This window comes from Fodinibius salinus (assembly GCF_008124865.1).
Taxonomy (GTDB): domain Bacteria; phylum Bacteroidota; class Rhodothermia; order Balneolales; family Balneolaceae; genus Fodinibius; species Fodinibius salinus.
Map to the genome: position 1 here is coordinate 318438 of NZ_VNHY01000003.1, position 25644 is coordinate 344081.

At 41.7% G+C, this 25644-nt stretch carries 22 protein-coding genes and 1 other RNA gene; 9 read left to right on the forward strand and 14 right to left on the reverse strand.

The genetic code is table 11. The features are described 5' to 3' along the window. Window positions 1-2: 2 nt before the first annotated feature. The 3 genes from LX73_RS10560 to tatC all read right to left on the reverse strand — a co-directional run bounded on the left by LX73_RS10560 (window position 3) and on the right by tatC (window position 2692). Window positions 3-557, reverse strand: coding sequence for an FKBP-type peptidyl-prolyl cis-trans isomerase (locus LX73_RS10560; RefSeq protein ID WP_170245666.1), 555 nt, complete (start codon window positions 555-557; stop codon window positions 3-5). Then, on the reverse strand, window positions 550-1788 hold the full coding sequence (locus tag LX73_RS10565) for a TlpA disulfide reductase family protein (RefSeq protein ID WP_148899468.1): 1239 nt from the start codon (window positions 1786-1788) through the stop codon (window positions 550-552). The genes LX73_RS10560 and LX73_RS10565 overlap by 8 nt, the downstream gene beginning before the upstream one ends. Before the next feature lie 61 nt (window positions 1789-1849). After that, window positions 1850-2692 carry a twin-arginine translocase subunit TatC gene (tatC, locus tag LX73_RS10570; RefSeq protein ID WP_246138234.1) on the reverse strand — a complete coding sequence of 281 codons (843 nt, stop codon included), beginning with the start codon at window positions 2690-2692 and terminating at the stop codon, window positions 1850-1852. A gap of 199 nt (window positions 2693-2891) precedes the next feature. Here tatC and LX73_RS10575 point away from each other — a divergent pair, with 199 nt between their 5' ends. Further along, on the forward strand, window positions 2892-3077 hold the full coding sequence (locus tag LX73_RS10575; RefSeq protein WP_148899469.1) for a twin-arginine translocase TatA/TatE family subunit: 186 nt from the start codon (window positions 2892-2894) through the stop codon (window positions 3075-3077). Between the two features lie 4 nt (window positions 3078-3081). Here the strand turns inward: LX73_RS10575 and LX73_RS10580 are convergent, their stop codons facing one another. From LX73_RS10580 to LX73_RS10590, 3 genes are all read right to left on the reverse strand, one after another. Beyond that, the gene (locus tag LX73_RS10580) at window positions 3082-4380 is read right to left on the reverse strand and encodes a serine hydroxymethyltransferase (RefSeq protein WP_148899470.1); all 1299 of its coding nucleotides are present in this window, start codon (window positions 4378-4380) and stop codon (window positions 3082-3084) included. A gap of 6 nt (window positions 4381-4386) precedes the next feature. Beyond that, window positions 4387-4830 carry a ribose 5-phosphate isomerase B gene (gene rpiB, locus LX73_RS10585; RefSeq protein ID WP_148899471.1) on the reverse strand — a complete coding sequence of 148 codons (444 nt, stop codon included), beginning with the start codon at window positions 4828-4830 and terminating at the stop codon, window positions 4387-4389. A 126-nt stretch (window positions 4831-4956) separates the two neighbouring features. Further along, window positions 4957-5634 carry a DUF4159 domain-containing protein gene (locus LX73_RS10590; RefSeq protein ID WP_148899472.1) on the reverse strand — a complete coding sequence of 226 codons (678 nt, stop codon included), beginning with the start codon at window positions 5632-5634 and terminating at the stop codon, window positions 4957-4959. Between the two features lie 200 nt (window positions 5635-5834). Between LX73_RS10590 and LX73_RS10595 the strand changes: the two genes are divergently transcribed. The 3 genes from LX73_RS10595 to katG all read left to right on the forward strand — a co-directional run bounded on the left by LX73_RS10595 (window position 5835) and on the right by katG (window position 11536). Next, window positions 5835-8420 carry a bifunctional aspartate kinase/diaminopimelate decarboxylase gene (locus LX73_RS10595; protein WP_148899473.1) on the forward strand — a complete coding sequence of 862 codons (2586 nt, stop codon included), beginning with the start codon at window positions 5835-5837 and terminating at the stop codon, window positions 8418-8420. 172 nt (window positions 8421-8592) lie between these two features. Beyond that, window positions 8593-8962, forward strand: a transfer-messenger RNA (tmRNA) gene (gene ssrA, locus LX73_RS10600). A 348-nt stretch (window positions 8963-9310) separates the two neighbouring features. After that, window positions 9311-11536 carry a catalase/peroxidase HPI gene (katG, locus tag LX73_RS10605; protein ID WP_148899474.1) on the forward strand — a complete coding sequence of 742 codons (2226 nt, stop codon included), beginning with the start codon at window positions 9311-9313 and terminating at the stop codon, window positions 11534-11536. A 138-nt stretch (window positions 11537-11674) separates the two neighbouring features. On the opposite strand, the gene LX73_RS10610 is transcribed toward katG, so the two are convergent. After that, entirely contained in the window at window positions 11675-11989 is a 315-nt protein-coding gene (locus tag LX73_RS10610; protein ID WP_148899475.1) for a hypothetical protein, read from the reverse strand. A gap of 530 nt (window positions 11990-12519) precedes the next feature. On the opposite strand from LX73_RS10610, the gene LX73_RS10615 reads away from it, so the two are divergent. Then, window positions 12520-13515 (forward strand): TIGR00341 family protein, encoded by a 996-nt coding sequence (locus tag LX73_RS10615; RefSeq protein WP_148899476.1) that lies wholly within the window; start codon window positions 12520-12522, stop codon window positions 13513-13515. Window positions 13516-13526: 11 nt separating this feature from the next. Here LX73_RS10615 and LX73_RS10620 read toward each other — a convergent pair whose 3' ends face one another. The 3 genes from LX73_RS10620 to LX73_RS10630 form a co-directional block, all read right to left on the reverse strand. Continuing rightward, a complete protein-coding gene (locus LX73_RS10620; RefSeq protein WP_148899477.1) occupies window positions 13527-14468 on the reverse strand; it encodes an SPFH domain-containing protein in 942 nt (313 codons plus the stop codon). Further along, on the reverse strand, window positions 14465-15409 hold the full coding sequence (locus LX73_RS10625; RefSeq protein WP_148899478.1) for an SPFH domain-containing protein: 945 nt from the start codon (window positions 15407-15409) through the stop codon (window positions 14465-14467). The genes LX73_RS10620 and LX73_RS10625 overlap by 4 nt, the downstream gene beginning before the upstream one ends. A gap of 137 nt (window positions 15410-15546) precedes the next feature. Continuing rightward, a complete protein-coding gene (locus LX73_RS10630) occupies window positions 15547-16011 on the reverse strand; it encodes an NfeD family protein (protein WP_148899479.1) in 465 nt (154 codons plus the stop codon). Between the two features lie 215 nt (window positions 16012-16226). Between LX73_RS10630 and LX73_RS10635 the strand changes: the two genes are divergently transcribed. The 3 genes from LX73_RS10635 to LX73_RS10645 all read left to right on the forward strand — a co-directional run bounded on the left by LX73_RS10635 (window position 16227) and on the right by LX73_RS10645 (window position 18157). Beyond that, on the forward strand, window positions 16227-16589 hold the full coding sequence (locus tag LX73_RS10635; protein WP_148899480.1) for a response regulator: 363 nt from the start codon (window positions 16227-16229) through the stop codon (window positions 16587-16589). Between the two features lie 73 nt (window positions 16590-16662). Next, window positions 16663-17370, forward strand: a complete 708-nt coding sequence (locus tag LX73_RS10640; protein WP_148899481.1) for a hypothetical protein — start codon at window positions 16663-16665, stop codon at window positions 17368-17370. Between the two features lie 202 nt (window positions 17371-17572). Further along, entirely contained in the window at window positions 17573-18157 is a 585-nt protein-coding gene (locus tag LX73_RS10645; protein ID WP_148899482.1) for an outer membrane protein, read from the forward strand. Window positions 18158-18293: 136 nt separating this feature from the next. On the opposite strand, the gene LX73_RS10650 is transcribed toward LX73_RS10645, so the two are convergent. From LX73_RS10650 to LX73_RS10665, 4 genes are all read right to left on the reverse strand, one after another. Then, window positions 18294-20930: a TonB-dependent receptor gene (locus LX73_RS10650; protein WP_148899483.1), complete on the reverse strand. Its 2637-nt coding sequence runs from the start codon at window positions 20928-20930 to the stop codon at window positions 18294-18296. A gap of 5 nt (window positions 20931-20935) precedes the next feature. Further along, a complete protein-coding gene (locus LX73_RS10655) occupies window positions 20936-21889 on the reverse strand; it encodes a FecR family protein (protein WP_148899484.1) in 954 nt (317 codons plus the stop codon). 22 nt (window positions 21890-21911) lie between these two features. After that, entirely contained in the window at window positions 21912-23321 is a 1410-nt protein-coding gene (locus LX73_RS10660; protein ID WP_148899485.1) for a hypothetical protein, read from the reverse strand. Between the two features lie 73 nt (window positions 23322-23394). Continuing rightward, entirely contained in the window at window positions 23395-23985 is a 591-nt protein-coding gene (locus LX73_RS10665) for an RNA polymerase sigma factor (protein ID WP_148899486.1), read from the reverse strand. 247 nt (window positions 23986-24232) lie between these two features. Between LX73_RS10665 and LX73_RS13070 the strand changes: the two genes are divergently transcribed. After that, window positions 24233-25336 (forward strand): TolB family protein, encoded by a 1104-nt coding sequence (locus LX73_RS13070; RefSeq protein ID WP_211359415.1) that lies wholly within the window; start codon window positions 24233-24235, stop codon window positions 25334-25336. Window positions 25337-25644 lie beyond the last annotated feature (308 nt).

A 25644-nucleotide genomic window follows, 5' to 3' on the forward strand; every position in this document is an offset into this window, starting at 1 on the left:
CCTTAATCAAGAATAGTTTCCAATTCGATATCAAAACGGAGGGTGTCATTACGTAATTGATAACCTCTTGATCCTTCTTGTGCGTCTTCATAACCTAAGGAGGGAGGAATAATAACTACACGTTTACCACCAGCTCGCATTCCTAGAATGGCCCGTCGAAATCCATCAATAAGGGGAGAGACGGTTCGCCCTGAACCAGTTGAAATAGGACTTTTTGTTAAGTTTTGAAGGATTCTTGGTGAAGAGTTGTTATTTTGATATGAACTGTCAAAAACGCGGTCAATATCCCCATTTTTAATTACCCGGCCGGTATAGAAAACACTAACTTGATCACGAGCAATTACTTTAAAGGGTCCGTACCCTTCTTCAATAATATAAATTTGCAGACCATCACTGGTTGTGTATGAACTATCTACATTTGCATTGCTTTCAATATTGAAGGGGGCTGGAGGTGTAAACTCAACTCTGGTAGGATTGTTATTACCACCCCCACAACCTTGAAGTGTAAAAATAGCTATTAATATAAATGCCAGGGATAAAAAGGTGTTTTTATTCAAGAATCGCATTGATATGTGCTTTATAGCGTTGAATTTCATTATAATAAGTGCTACCCGTTGCAGGCCCGTTAAAACCAACGTGGATAGCTTCTATATTATGATTTCTGTCGACAAAAATACTAGTTGGGTACGAAATTATTTGATCTAAAAACGGAAGTTGTTCAGCAGCCTTGTCTTTATCACTTGTTCCGGAAATTAACAATGTCCATGGAATGTTAAAGCGTTTTTTATATCGACTAACGACGTCAGCGTCTTTTTGAAAGTTACCAGTATATTCAAAAGCAAGCCCTACTATCTGTAATTCGGTATCACGGTATTCTTGGGCATACAGTTTGCGCAGCATTCGGGCCTCATCAGCGCAATTTGGGCACCACGAGCCAAACAGGTAAACGAGCATAGGTTTATTTACAAATTTTGGATCGGCGGATGAGACTGTATCACCGTTTAAGTCAGGGAATGAAAAGGTAACATGATTACCTACAGCTTGTTCGGCTGATATTTGCAGAGGATTACGTAATGTGTTTTCACCTTTTTGGGCTGTCCAAGTAGCATGGTAAGTATCTTTTGACCAGAAATCACCTTCTATGGTACCACCAGGTTGAAGTTTGCCTTTAAAAAGGAAAGCGTGCGGCCCATCAAAAGTGGATAGCGTAAATGTTGAATCAGTGAAGACACCATCCAAAAAGCGATAATCTCCGGTTTCAGTTTGGAACGTCCCATACAGTTTACCACCGGGCTGGGAGACAAAATTTCCGTGGGCAGGAAAGGTGGTGCCGTCTTCTTCTTTAAAAGTAGCTTGCCATTCACCGTCAAAGGGATACGATTCGGGAGATTCGGTTTCGTAACGATATGTCTTGCCTTTTTCAGCAGAAAAATCCATAGAAATATAATCACCGCCTTCGCTTCGGCGGGCCCATTGGCCTGCCAACGACCCGTCGGACTGAACAGTTGCCTTCAAGTAGGAATCATAGTAAGAATAGCCCATGATGAGTGAGTCACCTTTAAGCTTTACTTCATCAAAAGCTGCAGTATCAGCCCCATTAACTACGAAGCCGCTCAGGGATTTGTCATTTGCTTTTAGATGAATAGGAAAAGCTAGTTCACCGCCCGGACTTTGAATTACACCCCGGTACTGTCCGCTTACTGATTTAGGAGTAGGTGACACACTGCATGCGCTTAATACTACCGAAAGAGCAGAGAATAAAAATAAATATTGGAGTCGCTTATTCATGAGCACAAAAATAAAACTTTTAGGTGGAGTTGGAAAACGTAATCTTGAGCTTTCTCTATTTTTATCCTTCGTTCCCAAATGCCTTTTCCAGTGTTTTATTGCGTTTTCGTACCCCAAGACGACTTACCCAAACAGAAAGTTGGAATAAGAGAATGAGTGGTACAGCAATAAGTACCTGGGAGACAGGGTCAGGAGGTGTTAAGAATGCCGACAAAATGAAGCAAGAAATAATTGCGTGGCGCCGATACTGCTTAAGAAAATCAGGTGTCAGTAATCCAAATTTAGATAAGAAATAGCTTAAAACAGGGAGTTGAAATATAATTCCGCAAGAAATAACCCACATGGTTAGCGAGCTAAAATATTCATTAATATCAAAGTCGTTATGGATGGCATCTGAAATTTGAAACTGGCTAAAAAACTGGAGGGCAAAAGGTACAAGCACGAAATATCCAAAAGCAATACCCAGCAGAAAGAAAAATGTGATAAAAATTGTATGTCCGAATGTTTTCCATTTTGCAGTACTTTCCATTGCAGGCTCAATGAAAGCCCAGAGCTGGTAAAAAAGTATAGGTGATCCTACAATAGTCCCAAAGACAATCAGCGTACCCCAGTAGGTAAAAAATTGTCCGGGCAGCTTACGGCTTTGTATCGTGAGGTCAATAGCATCAATGCCCAGTATTTTATAGACAAAAAAGTTCGACTTTGTGGGACCAAGCATTACATGTTCCACCAAAAAATCTCCAAAAAAAAAGGCAATAATGATTCCACAGGCAATTCCCCCGAGTCCTTTAATTATACGCCACCGCAATTCTTCAAGGTGATCTAAAAAGGACATATTACCTGTACGATCCTCAGGAGGTTCAGCCTGAGGTGGATCTCCGGTCATGATTTCTCGTTTCTGCACTATACTTATTGATTAAATAGCGAAAAATGTAAATGTAAGAAATTTAAAGCGTATAATTTCATACTTTTAAAGATACCTGTTGAATAATAATATAGTTATTATTTCTCTGGACAAACGTAATCATGATTTGAATTGGCAAAATTTTCTGTCAATTTAAGATTAGATAAAAAGCCGTGAATTTTGGTAAACAGAAAATATTATGACCTTTGGAGCCCCAGAAATTATTCTCATACTTTTAGTGATTCTCTTGTTCTTTGGAGCTAAAAAAATTCCAGAGCTAGCACGTGGTATTGGTCAAGGAATTACTGAATTTCAAAACGTTACCGAAGACGATGAGCAGCAAGAAGTCGAGGGAAATACCCAAGAGTCAAATAAGCAGACCTAGTTTATTAAGCTGTTACAAAATCATAAAGTGGAAATCGATCACACATATTTTCAACTTCATTTTTTGTTTTGTTGATTACATTTTCGTCTTCAGGATCTTGTAGCACCTGATCAATCAGCTCGGCTACTCGTTCAAACTCTTCTTTGCCAAAACCACGAGTGGTCATGGCCGGTGCTCCTATACGAATACCCGAAGTTACAAACGGACTTTCAGTATCAAAGGGAACCATGTTTTTGTTAAGGGTAATTTTTGCTTTTTCAAGTGCTTCTTCGGCTACTTTACCCGTCAGTCCTTTGTTGCGAAGATCAATGAGAACAAGATGGTTATCGGAACCATTGCTGACAAGGTCATAGTCCATCTGCATAAATTTGTCACCCATAGCTTGCGTATTTTGTTGTACCTGTTGTTGGTAGGCAGTGAAATCATCTTGTAATGCTTCTTCAAACGACACGGCCTTGGCAGCAATTACGTGCATCAAGGGCCCGCCCTGCGTACCGGGAAAGACTGCTGAGTCGAGCACTTCACTCCACTGTTTAGTGCGTCCCGATTTTCGTGCCTCAACGCCAAGTGTATTTTTGCCGTCTTCACCAAGTAGTATCATCCCCCCGCGGGGTCCGCGCAATGTCTTATGAGTAGTGGTCGTAACAACGTGGCAGTGCGGCAGGGGATTATTTAGCAATCCGGTAGCGATCAGGCCGGCAGTGTGTGCCATATCCATCCAGAGGTAAGCCCCTACTTCATCGGCAATTTCGCGGAAAGCTTTGTAGTTGAAGTCACGCGGATAGGCTGACGCACCAATAGAGATAAGCTTTGGCTGTACTTCTTTGGCTTTTTTTCGGACTTCATCAAGGTCAATACGGCCTGTATCTTTATCCACGCCGTAAAATTCAGAGTTGTATAAAATCCCTGAAAAATTAACAGGCGATCCATGTGTCAAGTGTCCGCCGTGGGAGAGGTCTAATCCCAATAGCGTATCACCGGGTTCCATAAATGCAAGGTACACGGCAGCATTAGCCTGTGCACCTGAATGGGGCTGTACGTTTACCCACTCTGCGCCAAAAAGTTTTTTAGCACGCTCACGAGCTACTTCTTCAATCTTGTCAACCACTTCGCACCCCCCGTAATAACGTTTGCCCGGTAACCCTTCGGCATATTTGTTGGTAGGGGTTGATCCCATTGCTTCAATGACTGCTCGAGAAGCAAAATTTTCGGAAGCGATAAGTTCTAAATTATTGTTTTGACGCTCCTTTTCATCAGACAGGAGATTGAAAATGGTCGAATCTTGTTCCGAAAGTGATTGCATGAATGCTTATTTATTTTCTGTTAAGTCGTGGATTTTATTGACGCGTCGTTCGTGGCGTCCGCCGTCAAAATCGGTTTGCAGCCAAGTGGTGACAATTTTTCTAAGCTCTTCATCATTAAGTTCTCGTCCTGGTAAACACAGGACATTGGCATTATTGTGTTGACGGGTCATCTCTGCTGAATGATCATCATAAACCAGCGCCGCCCGAACATTGGGAAATTTATTGGCTGTCATACACATACCCTGACCGCTTCCGCAAATGAGAATTCCCAAATCTTGATCACCCTCATCAATTTTTTCTGCTACGAGCACTGCAAAATCCGGATAATCTACAGAATCATCAGAGCGGGTTCCAAAATCAACCGGCATGTGACCGAGATCTTCTAGGATGTTTTTTACTTTTTCTTTGGCTTCGAAGCCCGCATGGTCGCTGGCAATGGGAATAATCATAGTTAGTAGTTTGAGTATGAAATAACAGTTCAAATATCTTGAAAAAAAGGATAACACAAAAAGATGAATCGAAACTAAAACTAAATTGTATCCTAGGATGGGATAGAGGATAGCACAAGTAAAGTTCTAACGACCGTGGGTGAGCGCATAAATCAAGATATTGGTACCCATTTGCAGGGCTTTCTGCCGTACAGCGGCGGGGTCATTATGTACTTTCGGATTTGCCCAGCCATCTGCAAGATTAGTCTCATAAGTGTAAAAGATGACCAATCTCCCCTTGTGGAAGAGACCCAATCCCTGCGGTGTTTTACCATCATGTTTGTGAATTTTAGGAAGTCCTTCAGGAAAGTCATATACCTGATGGTAAATAGAATGGTTAAAAGGCAGTTCAACTAACTCTTCATTGGGGTACAGTTGGGTTAGCATTTTTTTTAGATGTTCATCAAGTCCATAATCATCATCAATATAGAGAAATCCACCGCGATTTAAGTACGTACGCAAATTAGAGATTTCAGCTTCATTAACTTTTATATTGCCGTGACCTGTGAGAAAGGCAAACGGATAATCAGAGAGATTGCTACTGCCCAGGGCCACATCGTCATATTCAGGATTAATGGCAATAGTTACCTGTTGGGATGCGAATTCTGCCAGGTTTTTGAGCGAAGATGGGTCATTGTACCAGTCACCTCCACCGCGATATTTAATGCGGGCTAGTTTGAATTTTTCAGTTTGCTGAGCGGTAGCTGCAAAGTGATATCCACAAACAAAGCTAAATGTAATAAGTATCAGCAGAATATTTCTCATGAATATAATTCCTTATTTATACAGATCCGTTCTCATAGATAAAGGAATTCATGATAATGAATATTGAAGAGTAGATGAAAAAATGAAGATTGATAATAATGGTGATAAAACCAGGTGCAAAATTATGTAATAAAAATTCAAAAAAATGATTACAGCTGCATATATTTTAGCTTATTCAAATAATTAATCTTTAGCTAAACATGACTAAACGTTCTGGGAATTTTATTGTTCTGAAGTTTGGTGGCACAAGTGTCTCCAGCCTTTCAAACTGGCAAAATATTGTCTCTGTAGTAAAGCAAAAACAATCAGAGGGATATAACGTTTGCCTTGTTCATTCTGCGCTTAGCGGTATTTCCAACAAGTTGCAGGCCATTATAGAAAAAGCTTCACAAGGTAATTTCGATCCGCTTCTTTCTTCGATCATAGAGCGGCACATTTCATTAGCAGATGATCTGGGATTAAATGCTGAAGATTTGCTGGAAGATGATTTTCAGGAATTGGAACATATTGTAAAAGGCATTGAGCTGATTGGTGAAGCCAGCTACCGGGTACAGGCACGGCTGCTGGCTATGGGAGAACTGATGGCTACGAAGCTCGGTGCTGCCTATCTGCAAAAAGAATTAGGAGAAGCCATATGGCTAGATGCCCGCAATCATATTAAAACAATTCCGCAGAAGAATGTGAGCGAACGAGCACAAATTCTTTCGGCCGTGAGCAGTACCGACACTGATCCTCACGTTGCTTCGGCTATAGAAGAGGCCGGTTCACTGGTGGTAACTCAGGGATTTATCGGTAGTGATAACGAAGGGAAAACGGTAACGCTGGGACGCGGTGGATCGGATGTGTCTGCAGCTTATTTTGCTGCCAAAATTGGAGCTGATCGGCTAGAAGTGTGGACTGACGTTCCGGGCTTGTTTTCTGCCAATCCGCATGCAGTACCATCTGCGCGGTTGTTGAAGCACCTTAGCTACGCCGAAGCACAAGAGATTGCCACGAATGGAGCTAATATCCTGCATCCCCGAAGTATTATGCCTGTGCGGAAGCATCAGATTCCGCTGCACGTGCGATGCACTGAGCATCCCGAGCTGGAGGGAACCGTTATTTCAGCGGATGCAGCCAGTGATGAGGCCTTGGTGAAAGCACTGGCCGTTCGGGACGATGTAACACTGGTAAGTATGAACTCACTGGGGATGTGGCAAGAGGTTGGTTTTCTTGCAGATGCTTTTGAAACATTCAAACAGTATGGACTATCCATCGACTTGGTATCAACATCGCAATCAAATGTGACGGTATCGCTTGATCCCGGACTTAATGATCATTTTGCAGATATACGCGATCAGTTTGTAGAAGAATTAAAAGAATTTTGCCAGGTAGATGTGATTGAGTCGGTATCAGCTGTAAGCTTGATGGGGCGACATATTCGTACAATCCTTCATCAGCTGGGACCTTCTTTCGAGGTGTTTCAGGAGCACCAAGTATATCTGGTTAGTCAGGCTGCTAACGACTTGAACTTTACTTTTGTAGTTGAAACTGAACAGGCCGAGCGGCTTGTGCGTCAGCTGCATGAACAGGTGATTTTGCAGTCTTCTAACCAGCAGTCGTTTGGGGCATCATGGCCGCAGCTTATGGGGGACGAACAAGAAGAGGAAACGGTTGAAGACCGTTGGTGGGTTCAAAAGAGGGATCGTTTGTTGGAGATTGCTGATGAGTCGGCTTCGGCCTATGTATATAATCCTCAAGCGGCCCAAAAATATGCCCAGAAAATCCAGTCGCTTGATGCTGTTGACCGTACGCTTTACGCAATGAAAGCTAATGATAATACTGAATTGCTTAATACATTTCGCGATCTGGGACTGGGGTTTGAATGTGTATCTATCGGTGAGGTGCACAAAATATTGGAACTGTTCCCTGATATAGATCCCCAAAATATATTATTTACCCCTAATTTTGCTCCCAGGTCGGAATATGAAAAGGGGTTGTCATTGGGTGTTAATGTTACGCTGGATAACATTTATCCATTACAGCAGTGGCCGTTATTATTTAAGGATGAAACCGTGTTTTTGAGAATCGATCCCGGTCACGGACACGGTCACCACGAACATGTAAAAACCGGGGGCGTGCATTCCAAGTTCGGGATTCCCCGCTTTGAGGTACCTGAAGTTGTAGATCTTGTTGCCGATTTGAATATTACTGTCAAAGGCCTGCATGCTCATATTGGAAGCGGTATCAAAGATCCCCATTCCTGGAAGGACACAGCCGTAGCATTGCACCGCGTGGCCAAGGAACTAGGCGGAGTACAAATTCTGGATCTGGGCGGTGGCTTTGGGATTCCCGAAAATGATTCGCAGTCGTTGCTGGGTATTTCAGAAGTGAATAAGTCCTTAAACGAATTCAAGGAAGCACACCCCCAGTATGAGCTTTGGGTAGAGCCGGGGCGGTACCTGGTAGCTGCCGCAGGAGTATTGCTGACCAAAGTTACGCAGCTTAAAGGAAAAGGGGACGTCCGCTATGTGGGTGTTGAAACGGGGATGAATTCTTTTATTCGTCCGGCACTGTACGGAGCACGGCATACTATTGTAAATCTTTCAAAACTTGATCAGCCTTCAAATCAGAGCGTAAATATTGTGGGTCCCATTTGTGAGTCGGGAGATAAACTGGGTATTGATCGCATGTTTCCAGAGTCTGAGGAGGGAGATGTAGTTTTATTGGCAAATGCCGGAGCCTATGGACATGTGATGAGCTCGAATTACAATCTGCGGGAGCCCGCTGAGGAAGTGGTGATCTAGATCTTTTAGTAAGACCACTGAAACTATATTTCCTAACTAAAATATTGTTCTATCACCATCAGGTTATATAGTAACTGGCGACAAGAAATCAGTGAACAAGATGGAATGATATCTCGCATAAAAATTGTTATATTATCTAATTGCTGAGAAGGGAAAAGTTCTTTGAAAATTTGGGGGTGTACCGGATTCGACGGAGTGAGTAGAATCGCAGGTTGCATGCCGAGTTTGCGCAATGACACTCGTATAAAAATCATTCTGCATTAAATGTAGTTGACAACAACTATTCTTATAGCTTAGCTGCGTAACGCAGCTTTGCCGTTGCTTCGGCTTCTTGCCTATCAGTGCCGTTGCAACGCCGACTATGATAGGATAGCATGGTATCTTGTCTTCCGCCAAGTGCCATGTAAAATTTATGCGGAATAGTCTGCAGTTGTTTGTTACCGAGCGTTCCTGCAGGCGAACCTAAATTCGGTAACTATGCATGTAGGTACTTGAACGATATACCATTTCGGACCGGGGTTCGACTCCCCGCACCTCCACAATGATGTTAGAGCCCGACCGGGACAAGGTCGGGCTTTTTTATTTTGCAGTCTTCTATAGGTCTCCTGCAATTAATATCATTATTTGGATTTCATTGTACTTTGGTTCAGCTAGGCCGACTTCAAAAGGTGTTGCTCATCCTGATAAGAAGTATTTGCTCGGGCTTTTGTAATATTAACTAGTTTGACTATAGTGATATTCCCGCAGTCAAGTTATACTCTTTTAACTAAGCATTATAATCAAATGGAATCTAGGTGATAATAATTATCTATTAAGGATTAATTTATATCATTAAATCATTTGATTACTTTTACTTTAGAAAGAATAGAAACTGATAAACCAAGCGTTGTATGGATAAAGATAAAACAGAGAATACGTCAAGCAGTAATGAAAGCAAATGCCCATTTCATAATGGGGATCCAAATGAAACCGATGCCAGTGGTACAAAACTCGATAAATGGTGGCCTGAAAGATTAAATGTAGATATGTTGCGCCAGCATTCATCGGAGGATAACCCACTGGATGAGGATTTTGATTACGCAGAAGAATTTCAAAAACTAGATTTTGAGGCCGTTAAGCAGGATCTTAACGACCTCATGACTGATTCTAAAGACTGGTGGCCTGCCGATTGGGGACACTATGGTGGTCTCTTTATCAGAATGTCGTGGCATGCTGCAGGTACTTATCGTGTTGCAGATGGTCGTGGTGGAGCCGCCGGAGGGCAACAACGTTTTGCACCTCTTAACAGTTGGCCAGACAATGCCAACTTAGACAAGGCGCGTCGCTTGCTTTGGCCTATCAAGAAAAAATATGGTCGCAAACTATCATGGGCAGATTTGTTAGTACTGGCCGGTAACGTTGCGATGGAATCAATGGGTTTTGAAACATTTGGTTTTGCCGGTGGACGTGAAGATGACTGGGAGCCTGATACTTCTGTTAACTGGGGTTCCGAAGAAGAATGGTTGGATAATGAACGTCATGATGAAGAAGGTAATTTACAAGGTCCCCTCGCTGCTGACCATATGGGATTGATCTATGTTAACCCCGAAGGACCGAATGGAGAACCGGATCCCGAAAAATCAGCGCACTTTATTCGACAATCGTTTTCACGCATGGCAATGAATGACGAAGAAACAGTTGCGCTTATTGCCGGCGGACACACCTTTGGTAAGACTCACGGTGCCGGTCCCTTAGAACATAAAGGACCAGAACCAGAAGCAGCTGACATCGAAGAGCAAGGCTTTGGCTGGATGAGTGACTATGGTTCAGGGAAAGCCGGAGATACCATTACCGACGGTGAGGAAGGAGCATGGACGAATAATCCTACGCAATGGGATATGGGCTTTTTTGAAAATCTCTTTGAGTATGAGTGGGAGCTAACAAAAAGTCCTGCAGGCGCATATCAGTGGCAGCCAAAAGATGGGGAAGGAGAGGGTACTGTTCCCGATGCCCATGATTCGGATAAGAAAAATGCTCCGATGATGTTGACCACAGATCTTGCTCTGAAAGCAGATCCGGAGTACAAGAAAATTTCAAAGCGATTCTATGAAAATCCTGATGAATTTGCAGATGCCTATGCACGTGCATGGTTTAAGCTTATTCACCGCGATATGGGCCCTAAATCTCGGTATGTTGGACCTGAAGTCCCCGAAGAAGATCTGATTTGGCAAGATCCCATCCCCGAAGTTGATTATGAGCTGGTCGATGAGAAGGATATCGAAGAACTTAAAGGCAAGATCCTTGATACTGATCTAACCGTATCGGAGCTTGTTAAAACAGCATGGGCCTCGGCTTCAACTTATCGCGATTCTGACAAGCGGGGCGGTGCCAATGGTGCTCGCATTCGACTTGCTCCACAGAAAGACTGGGAAGTGAATAATCCTGAACAACTAGCCAAGGCACTTGAAGTGCTTGAGGGTATTCAGGAAGAATTTAATAATGCTCAATCAGATAATAAGCGTATTTCACTTGCGGATCTGATCGTTCTCGGTGGTGCTGCTGCTATTGAAAAGGCAGCTAAAGATGCCGGTCATGAGGTCGACGTACCTTTTACTCCGGGACGTAATGATGCTAAGCCAGAGCAAACAGATGAGGAATCATTTGAATGGCTCAAACCTGATGCTGACGGATTCCGTAATTACTACAGCGGTGAGCGTAAAGCAAAACCAGAAGAATTGTTGGTTGATAAAGCACAATTGCTCTCGCTTACGCCACCTGAAATGACGGTACTTGTAGGCGGAATGCGTGTGCTGAATACTAACTTCGACGATTCTGATCACGGCGTCTTTACTGATCAACCCGAAACGTTGACCAATGATTTCTTCGCGAATCTGCTTGATATGAATTACACTACGGAGCCGACTTCGGATGAAAAAATGCTTTTTGAAGTCCGAGATCGTGACACCGGAGATGTTAAATGGACAGCTACTCGTGTTGACTTGATCTTTGGATCGCATTCTGAGTTGCGTGCTCTTTCTGAAGCTTACGCAGCTGATGATGCTGAAGAGAAGTTCGTTGAGGACTTTGTAGATGCATGGACCAAAGTGATGAAACTGGATCGTTTTGATCTGAAGTAAATAGTATAAATACTAATGGTTCTTTTGTAGAACCGTAAGTGTTTAAAAAGTCCCATAATATTTAAAGGCAGCCTGTTTTAAGGCTGCCTTTATTATTTGTGCATACCTAGTTGAATATACTCCAAGGAACCAATCGGGTTATTCCTTTTGAGCAACCATTAGGAAAATTGGGAAAAGTTTAGTTTCGTCGCTTTCATTCACCTCTCGTTCCATTTTATAGGCTGTAGAAAAGCTGATATTTATAAAACCCTGTTTCTCCGCTACCCCTGCTAGTTTCTTCTGGTCAAAGCCTTTATGGACATCTTCAGCATCATGACCGTGAAAGGAGCCATCTTCTTTATCAAGGTCAGCTACGCAAAGGTGTCCGCCAGAATTTAGCAGCTCATAAACTGCGTGAGGATGAGTTGTGTATCGGGAATGTGATGGAGGGTCATATCGTATAAACCAAATCAAATTGCTTGTTGGGTAATGGATCGCTTGTCATATCAAGCTTGATCGGTTCCATATCATTAGCTTCCCTGGTTTTTATCTTGTCCCGTAGTACTTCTAATATTTCTGTCGAACTATCAGCTAAAGGTAATGAATCTGTCATTTTCTTTTGAAGGCATATGGCCACTGAATTATGTAAGCTTCTTCTAAAGTATCTGCCATCACTTCAGATTCCTTGGCCCCGTTTGTAAAGATCACTTTGGTTTAGTTTTGATAATTCCCTTTAGCTCGAATTCTTTTAACTGTCAGGATTGGGTTCAGCACAATAAATATCTCGATAAGAAGATTTGCATGATATATTATAGTGTACTTGTTATCTACTGATAGGTTAAAAAAGTTTATAAAAGCGATAAAATAATATACAGATAGTTATAAAATGTATTGCTGATAAGCATAATGTTGTGATATTACATTAAATTTCTGGCAGTACATTTTTTTCTTTTCCCAATCCTTTGTACCCTGTGAAAAATTATCAAAAACCTTAATGGTCGTCTATGACTTATCGAATGCTGGAACTCACGGCTTCGCCGGAAACGGTACAAAAGGCCCGTCCCATTGTGGAAGAGAAAAATGTAATGGGCGTATGGTCCGATAATCTTGAGGACGGTTGTGCTATTTTGCGAGTGTTAGTTGATGCTGATAAAACGGAGGCCCTTACAGATACCCTTACCGGAAAATTCGCTGACGAGGAAGGGTTCAGAATTATGCTCTTTACGGTACAGGCAACACTGCCCCAGCCCGAAATTGAGGAAGAAGACGAGCAGGCCGAAGAGGAAGAATCCTTGGTCGGACGCATTAGCCGGGAAGAACTTTATGCCGATGTTACCAGCGGCAGTGAACTAAATTGGGTATACGTAGCTATGGTTGTACTGTCAACTTTGGTTGCCGGGGTGGGGTTGGTCCGCGGTGATGTTGCAGTAATTATTGGGGCCATGGTTATTGCGCCGTTGCTGGGACCTAATGTTTCGATGGCATTGGCGGCAACGCTGGGTGATGTGGAGCTGGGTTGGCGCTCACTAAAGGCAAACGGGGCAGGGGTGGTGTCAGCATTAGCCGTGGCGTTTATTATGGGATTTATTTTGCATGTGGATCCGGAATCACAGCAAATTTACAATCGCACTATTGTAAGCTTAGGGGATATAACCATTGCCATGGCGGCGGGAAGCGCAGGCGTACTGGCTTTTACCCGGGGCGTTCCGGCAACTATTGTGGGTGTGATGGTGGCAGTAGCACTGCTACCCCCGCTGGTGAATGTGGGACTGCTTTATGGCTCGGGATATAATACTCTGGCAGTGGGATCTATTATTTTAACTCTTACAAACTTTATTTGCATCAACTTGGCCGGAATTTTAACCTTTCTTATCCAAGGTGTACGGCCACGCACGTGGTGGGAGGCCGAAAATGCTAAACGGGCCACAAAGATAGCCCTTGGCGTTTGGTTCGGACTGCTCGCTATTTTGGCCGTCATCATTTGGTTGTGGGGAAAGTAATTATCCGCAGTCTATTTCTTTTCCTCATCGGGAATAATCGAGATCTTGTCTAATGACAAGCCCTTAATCATGTCATCATAGTTGGTGATATCTGTAGGGATGATAATGTCGTTGCTGTCATCGGCCAGTTTAGAAAGCTGGCCAATATATTTTTCAGCCAGACGCATTTGCATCGCTTCTTTACCTTTATCATTGGAAAGCGCATCCGCGATCTCTTCGATAGAAACGGCGGTAGCTTCAGCTAGTTCGGTAATCTCTTCAGCTACACCTTCAGCTTCATTAATACGCCGCTGCATTTCTCCCTCCGACACGTTAATAATTTCTTTTTTCTCTCCCTCGGCATCGTTAATGGTAGATTGCATGATACCTTCAGACTTTGCAATAGTGGCGCGGCGTTCGCGCTCGGCGGTCATTTGGCGCTCCATTGCATTTTGGATGGTCTTGGGAGTATAAATATTCTTGATTTCATAACGCATCACCCGAATGCCCCAAGCCTGCTCCATCTCACTAAGCACTTTAACCACTTCTTTATTGATAATGGCGCGATCTTCGAAGGTATCATCCAGATTCATTGTGCCGACGATAGAGCGGGTAGTCGTCTGGGCAAGCTGCACGGCAGCAAAACGGTAGTCGGTAATGCCGTAACTGGCATTTACAGGATCGATCACGGCTAGGTAGATGACACCGTCCACTTCTACTTTTACATTATCTTTGGTAAAGCATTCCTGCGGCTGTACTTCAATAGTTTCTTCACGCAAGTCCTGTCGATATTTGACTTGGTCAAAAAAGGGAATAAGGGCATGAAATCCCGGCCCCAGCGTTTTATGGTAATTTCCGAGCCGTTCTACAATATATGCACGTTGTGTAGGCACCAGTTGAATGGATTGTATAAATTTATATAATATGTAAATACTTAAAAGTCCGAGTACGATTTGGCTTATGGTCTCAATCATTGTTGGCCTCCCTGAGGATTAGAAGTTGCTGAGGTTGGAGTATGGTCGCTAACTTTGCCTACACCTTCAAAAAAGGTTTTTAAGTTGGCAGTTTCGGTAGGTAGCACAGATACATTGGATCGATCGATGACGTTACCCAGCTGCTCAATAAACTGTTCAATAAGTTGGGTTTTTACGGCTAGGTCTCCACCCGGTTTTTGGATAGCCTCCGATACTCGCTTGATGCCTTTAGAAGTAGCTTTGGCGATAAGTTTAATTTCTTTTGCTTGTCCTTTTGCTTCGTTGATACGTTTTTGCCGCTGGGCTTCGGAGAGCAAAATGGCTTCCTGTCGTTCGCCTTGCGATTCATTTATTTTGAAGTCGCGTGTACCGGTAGACTTAGTAATTTCTGCGCGCTTGTCACGCTCAGCCTCCATCTGTTTTTCCAAGGTGTTGATGAGATTATCCGAGGGGCGAATGTTTCTTATTTCATATCGTAGTACTTTTATACCCCAGGGATCGGAGGCTTTGTCAATTTCGCGAACAATATTTTCATTCATATGCTCACGTTCCGAAAAGGTGTCGTCGAGTGTAATTTTACCGATCTCACTGCGCATGGTCGTTTGGGCCAGATTTATAGCTGCCCGTTTGTAATTGCCGATGCCATAACTGGCTTTGTGCGAATCCATTACCTTAACATAGACCAAGCCGTCTACCTCTACTTCGATATTATCTTTGGTGATACACGTTTGGCTAGGCACGTCGATGACTTGTTCGCGCATTTCTTGCCGGTAGGCCGGTTGATCTACAAAGGGGATCAAAAAATGCAGCCCCGGTTTTAGTGTTTTAACATATTTGCCCAGCCGTTCTTGAATAACCTCTTCGCGCATCTCAACGATGATGAACACTTTGGTAAACAAGAAAACGCCAATGGCAATAACGATAAGAAAAAAAGTCCACATGGCAGTGTTATTTAATAGTTAGTGTTGAAAGCTTTTTTGAATAAAAGTCTATGATAATTCAGATTGGATAAAGCACTCTATTTAGTGATCAGTATTTGTTCCATCCCGCTGTCTTTATGTTTGTGTCTTGAAAAAAGTTATTGTTCAATATCATTTACCGGCTCTACAATCCAGGTTACATTATCGCGGTACCGGATTTTTGCTTTAGCCCCGGCCGGTATTTCGCCTTCCAGTGTTTTAGCCTGCCAGGAAATCCCCTGAAAGCGTACCCGTCCGGATTGATCCTTTGCGTTAACCGGTTCAATGACATCCACAACTTGGTCCATTGCTTCTATATCTTCATTGGCCAGTTTGTAGTTACTCTCGCCACCCCAGTATTTCATCAACAGGGGACGCATGGCTAAAATGAGCCCAACGGAGGTAAACAGCCATGTGATGACTGATGTGAGCGGACTTGCAACAATGCCCATCCACCGGAGCCCTGCAACTAGCAGCCCGCTTACGCCCAGGAAAAAAGAGACTCCGCCCGGAATAAAGGTTTCGAGAATCATAAAAACGATTCCCCCCACCAGAAAAATAGTTGTTAAAGTTTCTCCATCCATTATTGTATTAAATAAGTTTTTGCTTATTATACTTAAAAAATTACAAATGGGTAAATTACACTTGTTAAATTTAATAATTAAACATTAATTAACTCTAATGTTTAACTGTTTCATTATTGCCCCATTGCCCCTATACTATAACAGGCAAGATATTCAATAGCTCTTTAGGTTAATAAACGTCCAAGGCAACTCCCAAAATATACAAGGTATCATATATGAGTAAGAAGAACGTATTAATAGTCGAAGACGAGTCAATTATCTCTCTATTAGTGGAGCGTATGGTTGATAATTTAGGACATACGGTTGTTCATAAAGTAACATCTGGAGAAGAAGCCATCGATGCGGCAGAAGAACATAGTCCTGATATTATTTTAATGGATATCCGGTTGGATGGAGAAATCAACGGTATCGAAGCGACAAAGATAATTCGAGAAAAACATGACATCTCGGTTATTTTTGTATCGGGCAACACCGATATGCTAAAAAGTGCCGATGTTGATCCAAGTGAGTACATTGAGTTTTTGGCTAAGCCGGTTACGCTTGCTGAACTTAGTGACTCTTTCGACCTGGCGTCGTAAGTAAAATTTGTTGTATCTTTTCGTCTAAAGTTTCGTAATATGTATTTGTGAATTATCACAAATATACATTACCATGGCGGCCAAATTTCAGAAGCTGAAAGACGAGTTAAAATCGCTGGAAGAGGGAGAACTTATCTCTCGATCAATGATGCAAGGGAGACAATCTCGAGGATTGTTTTTCTCTGGTCTTTCTGCTCCAAAGTGGCTAAAAAATGCACTTTTTGTTGGCTTTCTTAGTAGCTTTCTGCTTTACTCAGGATTTACACTCGTAGGATCAATCCCGTCTGTCAATACCTCTTTTGATGACGTCCAAAGCTGGGTTAATGAACCTGATGAAGATTTACTGCAGGGTATGGGCAGCTGGATGGAGGAAATGGGATACACCGATCTGAGTCGACAAGAACTTATTGACTTGCGCGAACAAGGAGTAACAGCCACTTTCATCTCGCGTATGCATGATTTGGGGTACACCGACCTAACACTGGACCAGGTGGTACAGCTAAGCCAAAATGATGTATCTTCTACGTTTACGGCGATGATGAAAGAGCTGGGATACACATTGACGGTTGATGAGTTGGTGGAGTTGCGTCAGCATGGCGTTACAGCTTATTATACCAGCAATTTACATGATTTAGGGTATACTGATGTTACCAAAGAAGAGCTCATCAGACTAAAAGATACAGGTGTAGAAATAGATGAGGTCCAACGGCTCATTGAACAACGTGAGGAAGAATTACCTGCCATTGAAGAGCTTATTCGCTATCATATCAGTAATCAGTAGAGCTTTCTTGGTACGGTATATTTAGTCATCTCGAGAACATGTAGTGCAATGAAATTCCAAAACTCTAGTATAGTCCTCTCTTTTTAAATAAACTGACTTGTGATAAAGTAAAAGGGAAGATGCAAAGCCTGCAACAATTTTGGAACAAAATATTGCCGTTGAACCTACGGAATGAAGTTAATGACAATTAAATAACTTCATTATGAGAAAACTAATTCTACTGCCATTTCTGTTATTTTTATTTGTTCCTTTTCTATCACAAGCACAAAATTCATCCGAAGGTAAAGGAATTGAAAATACTATTGGATTAGGTCCCCGTGTGGGATTCTATAAGGCAAACGATGCAGACGAAGGTAATTTTTATTTTGGTCTGCAAACACGCATTCGATTGGGTACGGTACTAGGTTTGGAGGGCTCTATAGAGTATCGCGCTGGTCAGGAGTACTCCTTGGCTGGCCAAACCTTTAAGACTAAATTTGTACCGGTAACAGCTTCTGCGTTGTTATTTTTGCCGGTGAGTGAAAGTTTTGCGCCTTATGGTATTGCCGGCTTGGGGGGATACTATACTATTTATGATGCCGATGGCCCCATAAGTAACAATACTGAGAACGAATTCAATGTTGGATACCATCTCGGTTTTGGTGTGGAGCTGCCTATTAGTTCAAATGTGGCACTTAATGTTGATTATCGATATTTATTCTTAAATCCTAATGACAACCAGTCGAACTTTCAGAACACAGATTACAGCGGTAATGTGCTAACCGGTGGACTTATGTTTTATTTTTAGTTATTTGAATCTGAAGTTCACCGGATATAAATTCGAAAATGATCAAGAAAAATTCCTTCTTTAAAAATATAAAAGCCCGTCTAGTTACTAGTTATAGACGGGCTTTTTATATGAAGGAGTATAAATCTTCTAGTTGCTAAAATTTTACGCGGATATTAATCGAGGGTTGGAATCCAATATCATAAACGTCAACCGAAGCTCGGCGAAACTGGCTGGGAGTTGTATTTTTATCAACGGCAATATTGAGTTTTCGATACCATGGGTTTTGTCGGTCCATCACGTTAAATACCGAAGCCGAAATCATAAGTTGTAGTGACTCAAACTTACGTTTGTATTCGGCAGAGATATCAGTGCGTTGATATTTATTGAGTCGATCATTGTTTTGAGGGCCAAAGGTTGCAAGCTTGTTGGGGCGTCCGCTGGCATATATCCATGAAAGATATAGCGAAAAATTGGGAAGCGGTTGGGTAGCCAGCGTAGCATTGTATCTATAGGTACGATCCCAATCGGCATAAAATGGCTCCCCGTTATTAATAGATGGGTTTGATATTACCATCTCAGAAATTGTAAACGTTTGCGATAAAGTGAAAACAGACCACTGTGAGCGCAGTAAAAATTCTATCCCTTTGGCTTCACCTTGGTTATCACTATAAAAAGGATTCGTGTTAAAGGTGTTGCTGAGTGAAAAGGTGTTCACCTCATGTAGTCGTAAATTTTCGAACCTTTTGTAATAGGTTTCTACTTGTGCATAAAAGTGATTAGAAATATCAAAGTAGCTGCCCGCTGAGAAATAGTTTACGGACGTGGGTTTCTGATTCTCACCGGATAAAATCCATACATCAGAAGTAACGGTGTTACTTATTTTTATCTGGTTCAGGAACTGATAGTTGCGGCTGAAACCACCGCTAAAAGATAGTCTGGAATCAGGAAAAAGATTGAATTTTATACGGGGCGACCATTTTAGGTACTGTCCGTTACTAAAATAATGAGCCCTTGTACCACCGAAAATATCGATAGGATCCCACCCGGTAAAATCGAGTTGTAGATAGGTATCCAGTTTATGCGATTCTCGAGAGGTAAAATAGCCCGGACGGTCAAACGAATTTTCGTAATATTCGCTCAAATAGTAGTTATAAGAAACACCTCCTGTAAGGAGCCAGGGATTGGCATTTAGCTCAAGTTGTTGTTCGGCTTTAAATTGGTTAAGCACGCTTTTGTTCTCGAACAGATAAACGAAGCTTTGCAGTGATTGTGTGGCCGGCGTAACGCGCGTGTAGGTAAAATCATCCTTTAAAAAAGAAGTGCTGTAAATACTAGTACCAAGGGTTGAAGTACTATATAAATTGTCGTTGAACCATTGTTGGTACTGGATGGTAGCAGCCCCGTTTTGCCAGTCATTTTCAGCAGCAACAGATTCATAAGCAAAGGTGTTTCCGACGGATGTGGAAAAATTTCGAAATAATCGTTCTGCATTTTGACGGGTATTATCACCTCCAAAATATCCGGTGATGATTAACCGGTTGCCATTCTTGTTTTCAAAGTAGAGTTTGCCATGCAGATCAAAAAATGAAGCATCTGTTTTGCCTGGGCGAACTAACCGTGACTGTAAATCAATTAAGCCGTCATTGAGGATACTGTGGTCGCGGTCAACATTTAGTCCATGGCTTATGAGCTCAGAATTATTTAGCCAGTCAATAGTATTCAGGTATGATTTTCTGCCTGAAATAAGCCAGCTGCTGCGCCCTTTTTTTATGGGACCTTCCAAAGTTAGGCGGGCGGACGAATTGCTGAGTCCGGCAGAACCTGAAAATTCTTTGAGCGATCCTGTTTTGGTCAGAAGAGACAGTGTTCCTCCGGGTGGAGCTTGAACATTGGCAGGAGCTATATCATAGAAAAAGCCGCTACGCTGCAGAATATCACCGTTAAAACTGTCAACAAGGCCAAAAAGGTGACTTTGGTTGTAAATAGTAATACCATCAACAAGTACCCGAAAGCCATCAGAAGGGCTGCCTCGTACATTTAGACCATCGCTTACAGCTGTGGATGGTGATACGGAAGGCAGTGTTTGCAGGGCGCGCAGGCTATTAGTTTCACCGAATACACTAAAAGTACCAATATCTACAAGGTTTGAAGCCTGTTTATTAAGATTACTGTAATAATTGGAGCCGGTTACAACAAGTTGATTTCCATCTATTCGCTCTGGATTAAGCCGGAAAGTAAGATTTTGAATGTTGTTCGACTCAGAAAAATCCAGTGTAATTTTATTAGAGTTATATCCTATATACGAGCAGCTGATGTCCACAGATTCAGATAAAAAGGTGCGATCTATCGTAAAAGATCCGCTTTCATTCGTGGAAGTTCCCTTTGTTTGTCCATTCTGTTTCCAGGTTATAGTGGCATAGGGAAGCCGTTCACCGGTTTGAGCATCAACTACTTGTCCGCGAATACTAACTTTGTGAGAAGAATTATCGTTCTGTTGATAAATAATGGCTTGCTTTCGCTGCCGGTCAACTTTTAGTTGAATGCCTTTAGCGAGCAGGGCTGTTTGTAAATCAGAGAATATATTATCACTATTTTCTATGCTGAGTGTAATATCTGCTATTAGTGCATCACGGTATAGAAAACGATAAGACGTTTGTTGTTCAATATTATTGATAATCTGCAGCAGTGGCTCTTCTTGATAGTTATATTGGGCTTGGATGGCATAGTTTGCCATAAAGATAAATACAAATAGAACACAAACCCCCTTGCGCAGTATTTTTTTATTGCTCATGATTGTTATTGCGAATTACCTTCAAAGCGGTAGCTTTGTTCTCCCATTTTAACAAATTTTCCATTTAACACCAGTTCCAGATCATTAAGTGCTTTGGACAGATTGTTCAGCGAAAGTGCACCCGATAATTTATTTTGTGTAACCTCCTTAGGCAGTGATATTGATATATTAAACTGTTGCTCTAATTCTGCTACAACTTGCCTGGCAGATTTATCACTAAAGACCATTTGTTGGTTCATCCAGTCCGTGAACTCTTGGGCATTAGCCAATTGTACCGAAGGTATGGCTTTTGTATTTGTAACAGAAGCGGATTCGCCTGGTTCAAGAACAACAGCACTGTCTTGTTCTGAGGCTTTAACCTGTACTGAGCCTTCTTTAAGATATACCTGCATTTTTTGTCCCCAAGAGCTGAGCATAAATGTTGTTCCCAGCACGTTTACCGTTCCCGAAGATGTTTCTACAGCAAAAGGACGATTGGGATTGTGGGTAACTTCAAAAAAACCTTCACCTTCTAGTTGATACTGTCTGGTGTTTGGTTTGTTAACGCCGTACAGTTTTGAATGTGGGCGAAGAGTGACAGAGCTACCGTCGCCAAGCGTTACGGTCTTAATAGATTGTTGGCTTGAAGCTACCAGTTCTGGCTGTTGAGGTTGAAAAATAACATAACTGATAAAGGCTCCTAAAATTAGAACTGCAGCGACAGCCCATTTCATCGTTGACGAGCTAAAAAGAGGAGTGACGGGGGTGCTGCTCTGGTCACTAATTTCTGAGGAAATATTATGCCAGACTTTTTCTTTGTCGGATGTGAGTACCTTCCCGTGTTTAATGTCTTGATATTCCTGTAGCTGTTGAAGAATGGAATCGTCGGAATCCTCCAGAGACTTATTGTCCTGCTTCGCTTTGCGAATAGAGCGGGCACGTTTTAAATCGGGATCGTTATGTGGTAGTTGGTTATCCATTACTCAGTTAATATTACTAAGATTAATTACTATTGCCAATACGTTTAAATGTTACCCCTTCTGTATCCGGGATTAATAACCGACTATTACTAGGCATTGCTCTCCCTTCTGCAATTACAGTAATATCTCGTTGTAGGGCATCTTTTAACTGGTTCAGAGAAGTATAATCGCCATTTTCATTTACTTGTGTGCTGTCTATGAGCTGTACCGTTACTTGGTTTGCAAGCCGGAAAGATGAATCAACGGGATTGGTTTCGCTTACAATTTCTTCAAATTCTAAAATTTCCTTTCGGCTAACAAGTTGAGGCTGGCCTACTTCAAAATTAATGGAAGAGGCTATAAATTTATTATTGTCAACTGTTCCTTCGCCTTTTGTATAGATAGGTTCATTATTTGAAAGGCTATTTTTAACGGATTGCAATGTGCTGAAATCGCGGTTTTCGAATGTCGTATTTTCATTAATATAAACAGTAATACCGCTGGCCAGAGAAACACTTTGTTGGTTGATATCTACTGATAGCACTTGTCCTTTGAACGCTTCATTCAGGTTTACACTTTCTCCATTTTTAAGGTCAACAAGATATAGCTCAGGATTATTCTTGAATCGTAAAAGAGCTGTCCCGTCCCCGTTATGTTCTAGCGTACCGCTTATTGATGTCCGGTTCGTTGTTGAGCCTTCCGTTGAGCGGAGTTCAAGTTCAAATGCCATATTGCCGTTTAATGCTATATTTGGGGTTTGTCCATCGCTGCTTAATTGTTTGGGAGACGTAATATTCAAAAATCGAATACGCAAGTCGTAAAATCGTTGTATTGTATTGTCGGTAAAAGGTTTAAACTGAACGGAGCCGCCTCTGTTGTGCACCCCATCAATTGACTTCGATTGTCCTGATTCAAATCCTGAAATAAACAGGGAATCATCCGAAATAAAAGATGATTGTTTACGGAGTGTTTGTATCTCCCCATCATGATTTGCAGTGTACTGAATAGAAGAAACGGCACTCATATTTTGATTCGGGTTAGCAACAATATCCCCGTTTTTGTTTTGGTATAAATAAATAAGCTTACTGACAATTGATTTGCTAAACAGCGGATCTTGAACCTCTCGTTGAAAAGACACCGTAAATATACCTGACTGTTGGTTAAAGCCGGTTTGTATGTCAGATTCATTGCCGATTCCGCTGCGATCTTTAGCATATGCAATAGGGGCTGATGGAGAGGTACCGGTTTGGGCAATTATCGTAAGGGCATCGTTGATACTCAGCACAACACCGCTGTTATCACTTGATATAGTTTCACCGATAATTTGGCGTGCGGCCAATAAATCCGATTCAGTAATGGCATTATCAGTACTGCTATCAGAAACTTCGAGCGTACAACCGCTGACGAAAACAAGAATTAATAGCCAAAAATAGGTGAGATAATGTAATTGCATGGGATTATTGTTGTCTTTTATGTATGTCTAAACATTATAGTACACATGAAAAGTGGGGGTACCCCTAAAGAGGTTACCGGAAATTTTCTAATGATTTGCGAATATCCTTTAGGGCTAGGCCCATGTGATTCTCAATAGTCTTGGGACTAACTTCGAGTGTTTGGGCGGCTTCTTTATAGGTCAGGTCTTCTATAAAACAGAGCGAAAATACTGTTCCTCTTTTTTCGGGCATTGCATCAATAGCTTTGTCGATGGCTTCTTCCAGATCAGATTTTTGGGCAGAATCTTCCGGTGTCAGGTTTGTCTGTTGCTGGGGAATAGGCTCTTCTGTGTTAAATTTTTTGTTATCCCGATGGTGATTAAGCATGCGCGTGTATGCAATTCTGAATATATATGACCGCAGTGATTTTTCGGGATCGATGGATTGCCGATTTTCCCAGATATAAATAAATGCTTTTTGGATGAGATCCTCAGCAGCTTCTTTAGTAGTATTTTTGCTGACAAGAAAGCGAAGCAGGGAATCGTAATGTTTATCAAAAAAAGTTCGAAAAGCCTGGTGGTTACCTTTCCTAATTTGCCGAGCTAATGCAGTGCTGTCTAACTCCTTGTCTTTTGAAGAAGCTACGGATAGTAATATGAGAGAAAGACCAAGAGGAATAGTCATTAACAGTTGAGGTTGTTAAAAAACAGTGATAATAATGTACAAATTTATATTTAAAATCATCAGGATTGATACGAGAATAAAATACATAAACTGTTTGTACACTTCAGTAACATAAAGTGTCTGTTCCAATATTTTTCATAAGTGTTGAAAATATTGCAGATCCGTTAGGGGTAGGGCAGGGATTTATGTGTATAACAAGTAGATGATCTGAGTAATGATCATTTTAAAACCTAATGCACATAGTATTATGAAAAAGCTGATACAACCTTTCGGATTACTTGCGGTGTTACTGTTGTTAGTAGCAGGATGGGGTTATAATATTTGTTCTAATATGGAAGTATATCATTCTAGAACAGGTATCGCCAAAATTACAGTTTCAGTACAAACACATAAAACTGGAGTATCTAGTCAAAAACGTAAATTAACAACTACCTTTTTTCTTAATCCTCTTCGTGAAGGGACTTATAAGTTAGGAGTAGCAAATCATTCAGAAAAATGTAAGTCTATAAATACTAATCGCAGTATTAATATTTATAGTTATGATACTACTTCTGTGACATTGAGGCTTCAGTGTAATGCAATGCCAGATACACCGTGGAAGAACAAATTCGTTTACCTCATCGACAGCCGTAAAGGTCCAGTATTATATAGTCTTATGAAGGATGGTTCTGAAGTAAAAACCTTAAATGCCCCTGATCTTTTTCTTGATCAAACAATAAATAAAAGTAAAATAGTATTTAGCAAAGATGGCAATATTTGGACGTTTGAAACTACAGATGGATTGCTCAAACAAGTTACAACAGGAGGTAATGACCGGCAGCCGGATTGGTCTCCTGATGGTACTAAGATAGCTTTTAGTCGCATTGTTGACGGTAATCACGAGGTTTTCATAATGAACAAGGATGGATCTAATCAGCAGAACATTACTAATAATGCGGCAGAGGACGTTGCGCCTGACTGGTCCCCGGACGGGCTTAAAATAGCATTTACCAGTGACCGTGATGGTGATAAAGAGATATTTGTTACTTATCCCAGGACAAATAAAATTCGACAGTTAACGGATAATACTCGTACCGATCATTCTGCTTCGTGGTCGCCGGATGGCAGAAAAATAATGTTAATTGGTGAAGGATGGATGGGCATGGAACATATTTACCTAGCAGGTTTTAATGGCAGAATTACAAAGCAGCTTACATCTTTTCCACACTCACTATTAAGAGATGTAATTTTACCCAATTTTATGACTCCAGATGATATCAAGCACTCCAAAGAGTCATTGTTGAATTCAGGAGATATACCACCTTTTAGGACTCCCAAAACAGAAGCAATAGCTCAATTAGTTGACATGTAGTTCTAAATTGGTAAAAGAAGTTTAGCTTCGAAACTCCCTTGGGCAGACGCGAATCCCCGATGAGCGAAAGCCAAGCAATGCCGCCGTTGACTACGGCGGCATTGCTATTGTTAAGAGGTTTTAACGAAGCCCCTGCTTCTTAGACGAAATAATCTGCCAATCCAAGAATTTTTAAAAAAAAGTTGAATAATCTTAGGGGTACCCCTGCCACCGATGTGTATAACAACCTGTGATGATATCCAATCACAACAATTAACTTAAACAAACCTCTTATTTCATTATGAGACGACCAATACAAATAGCGACCT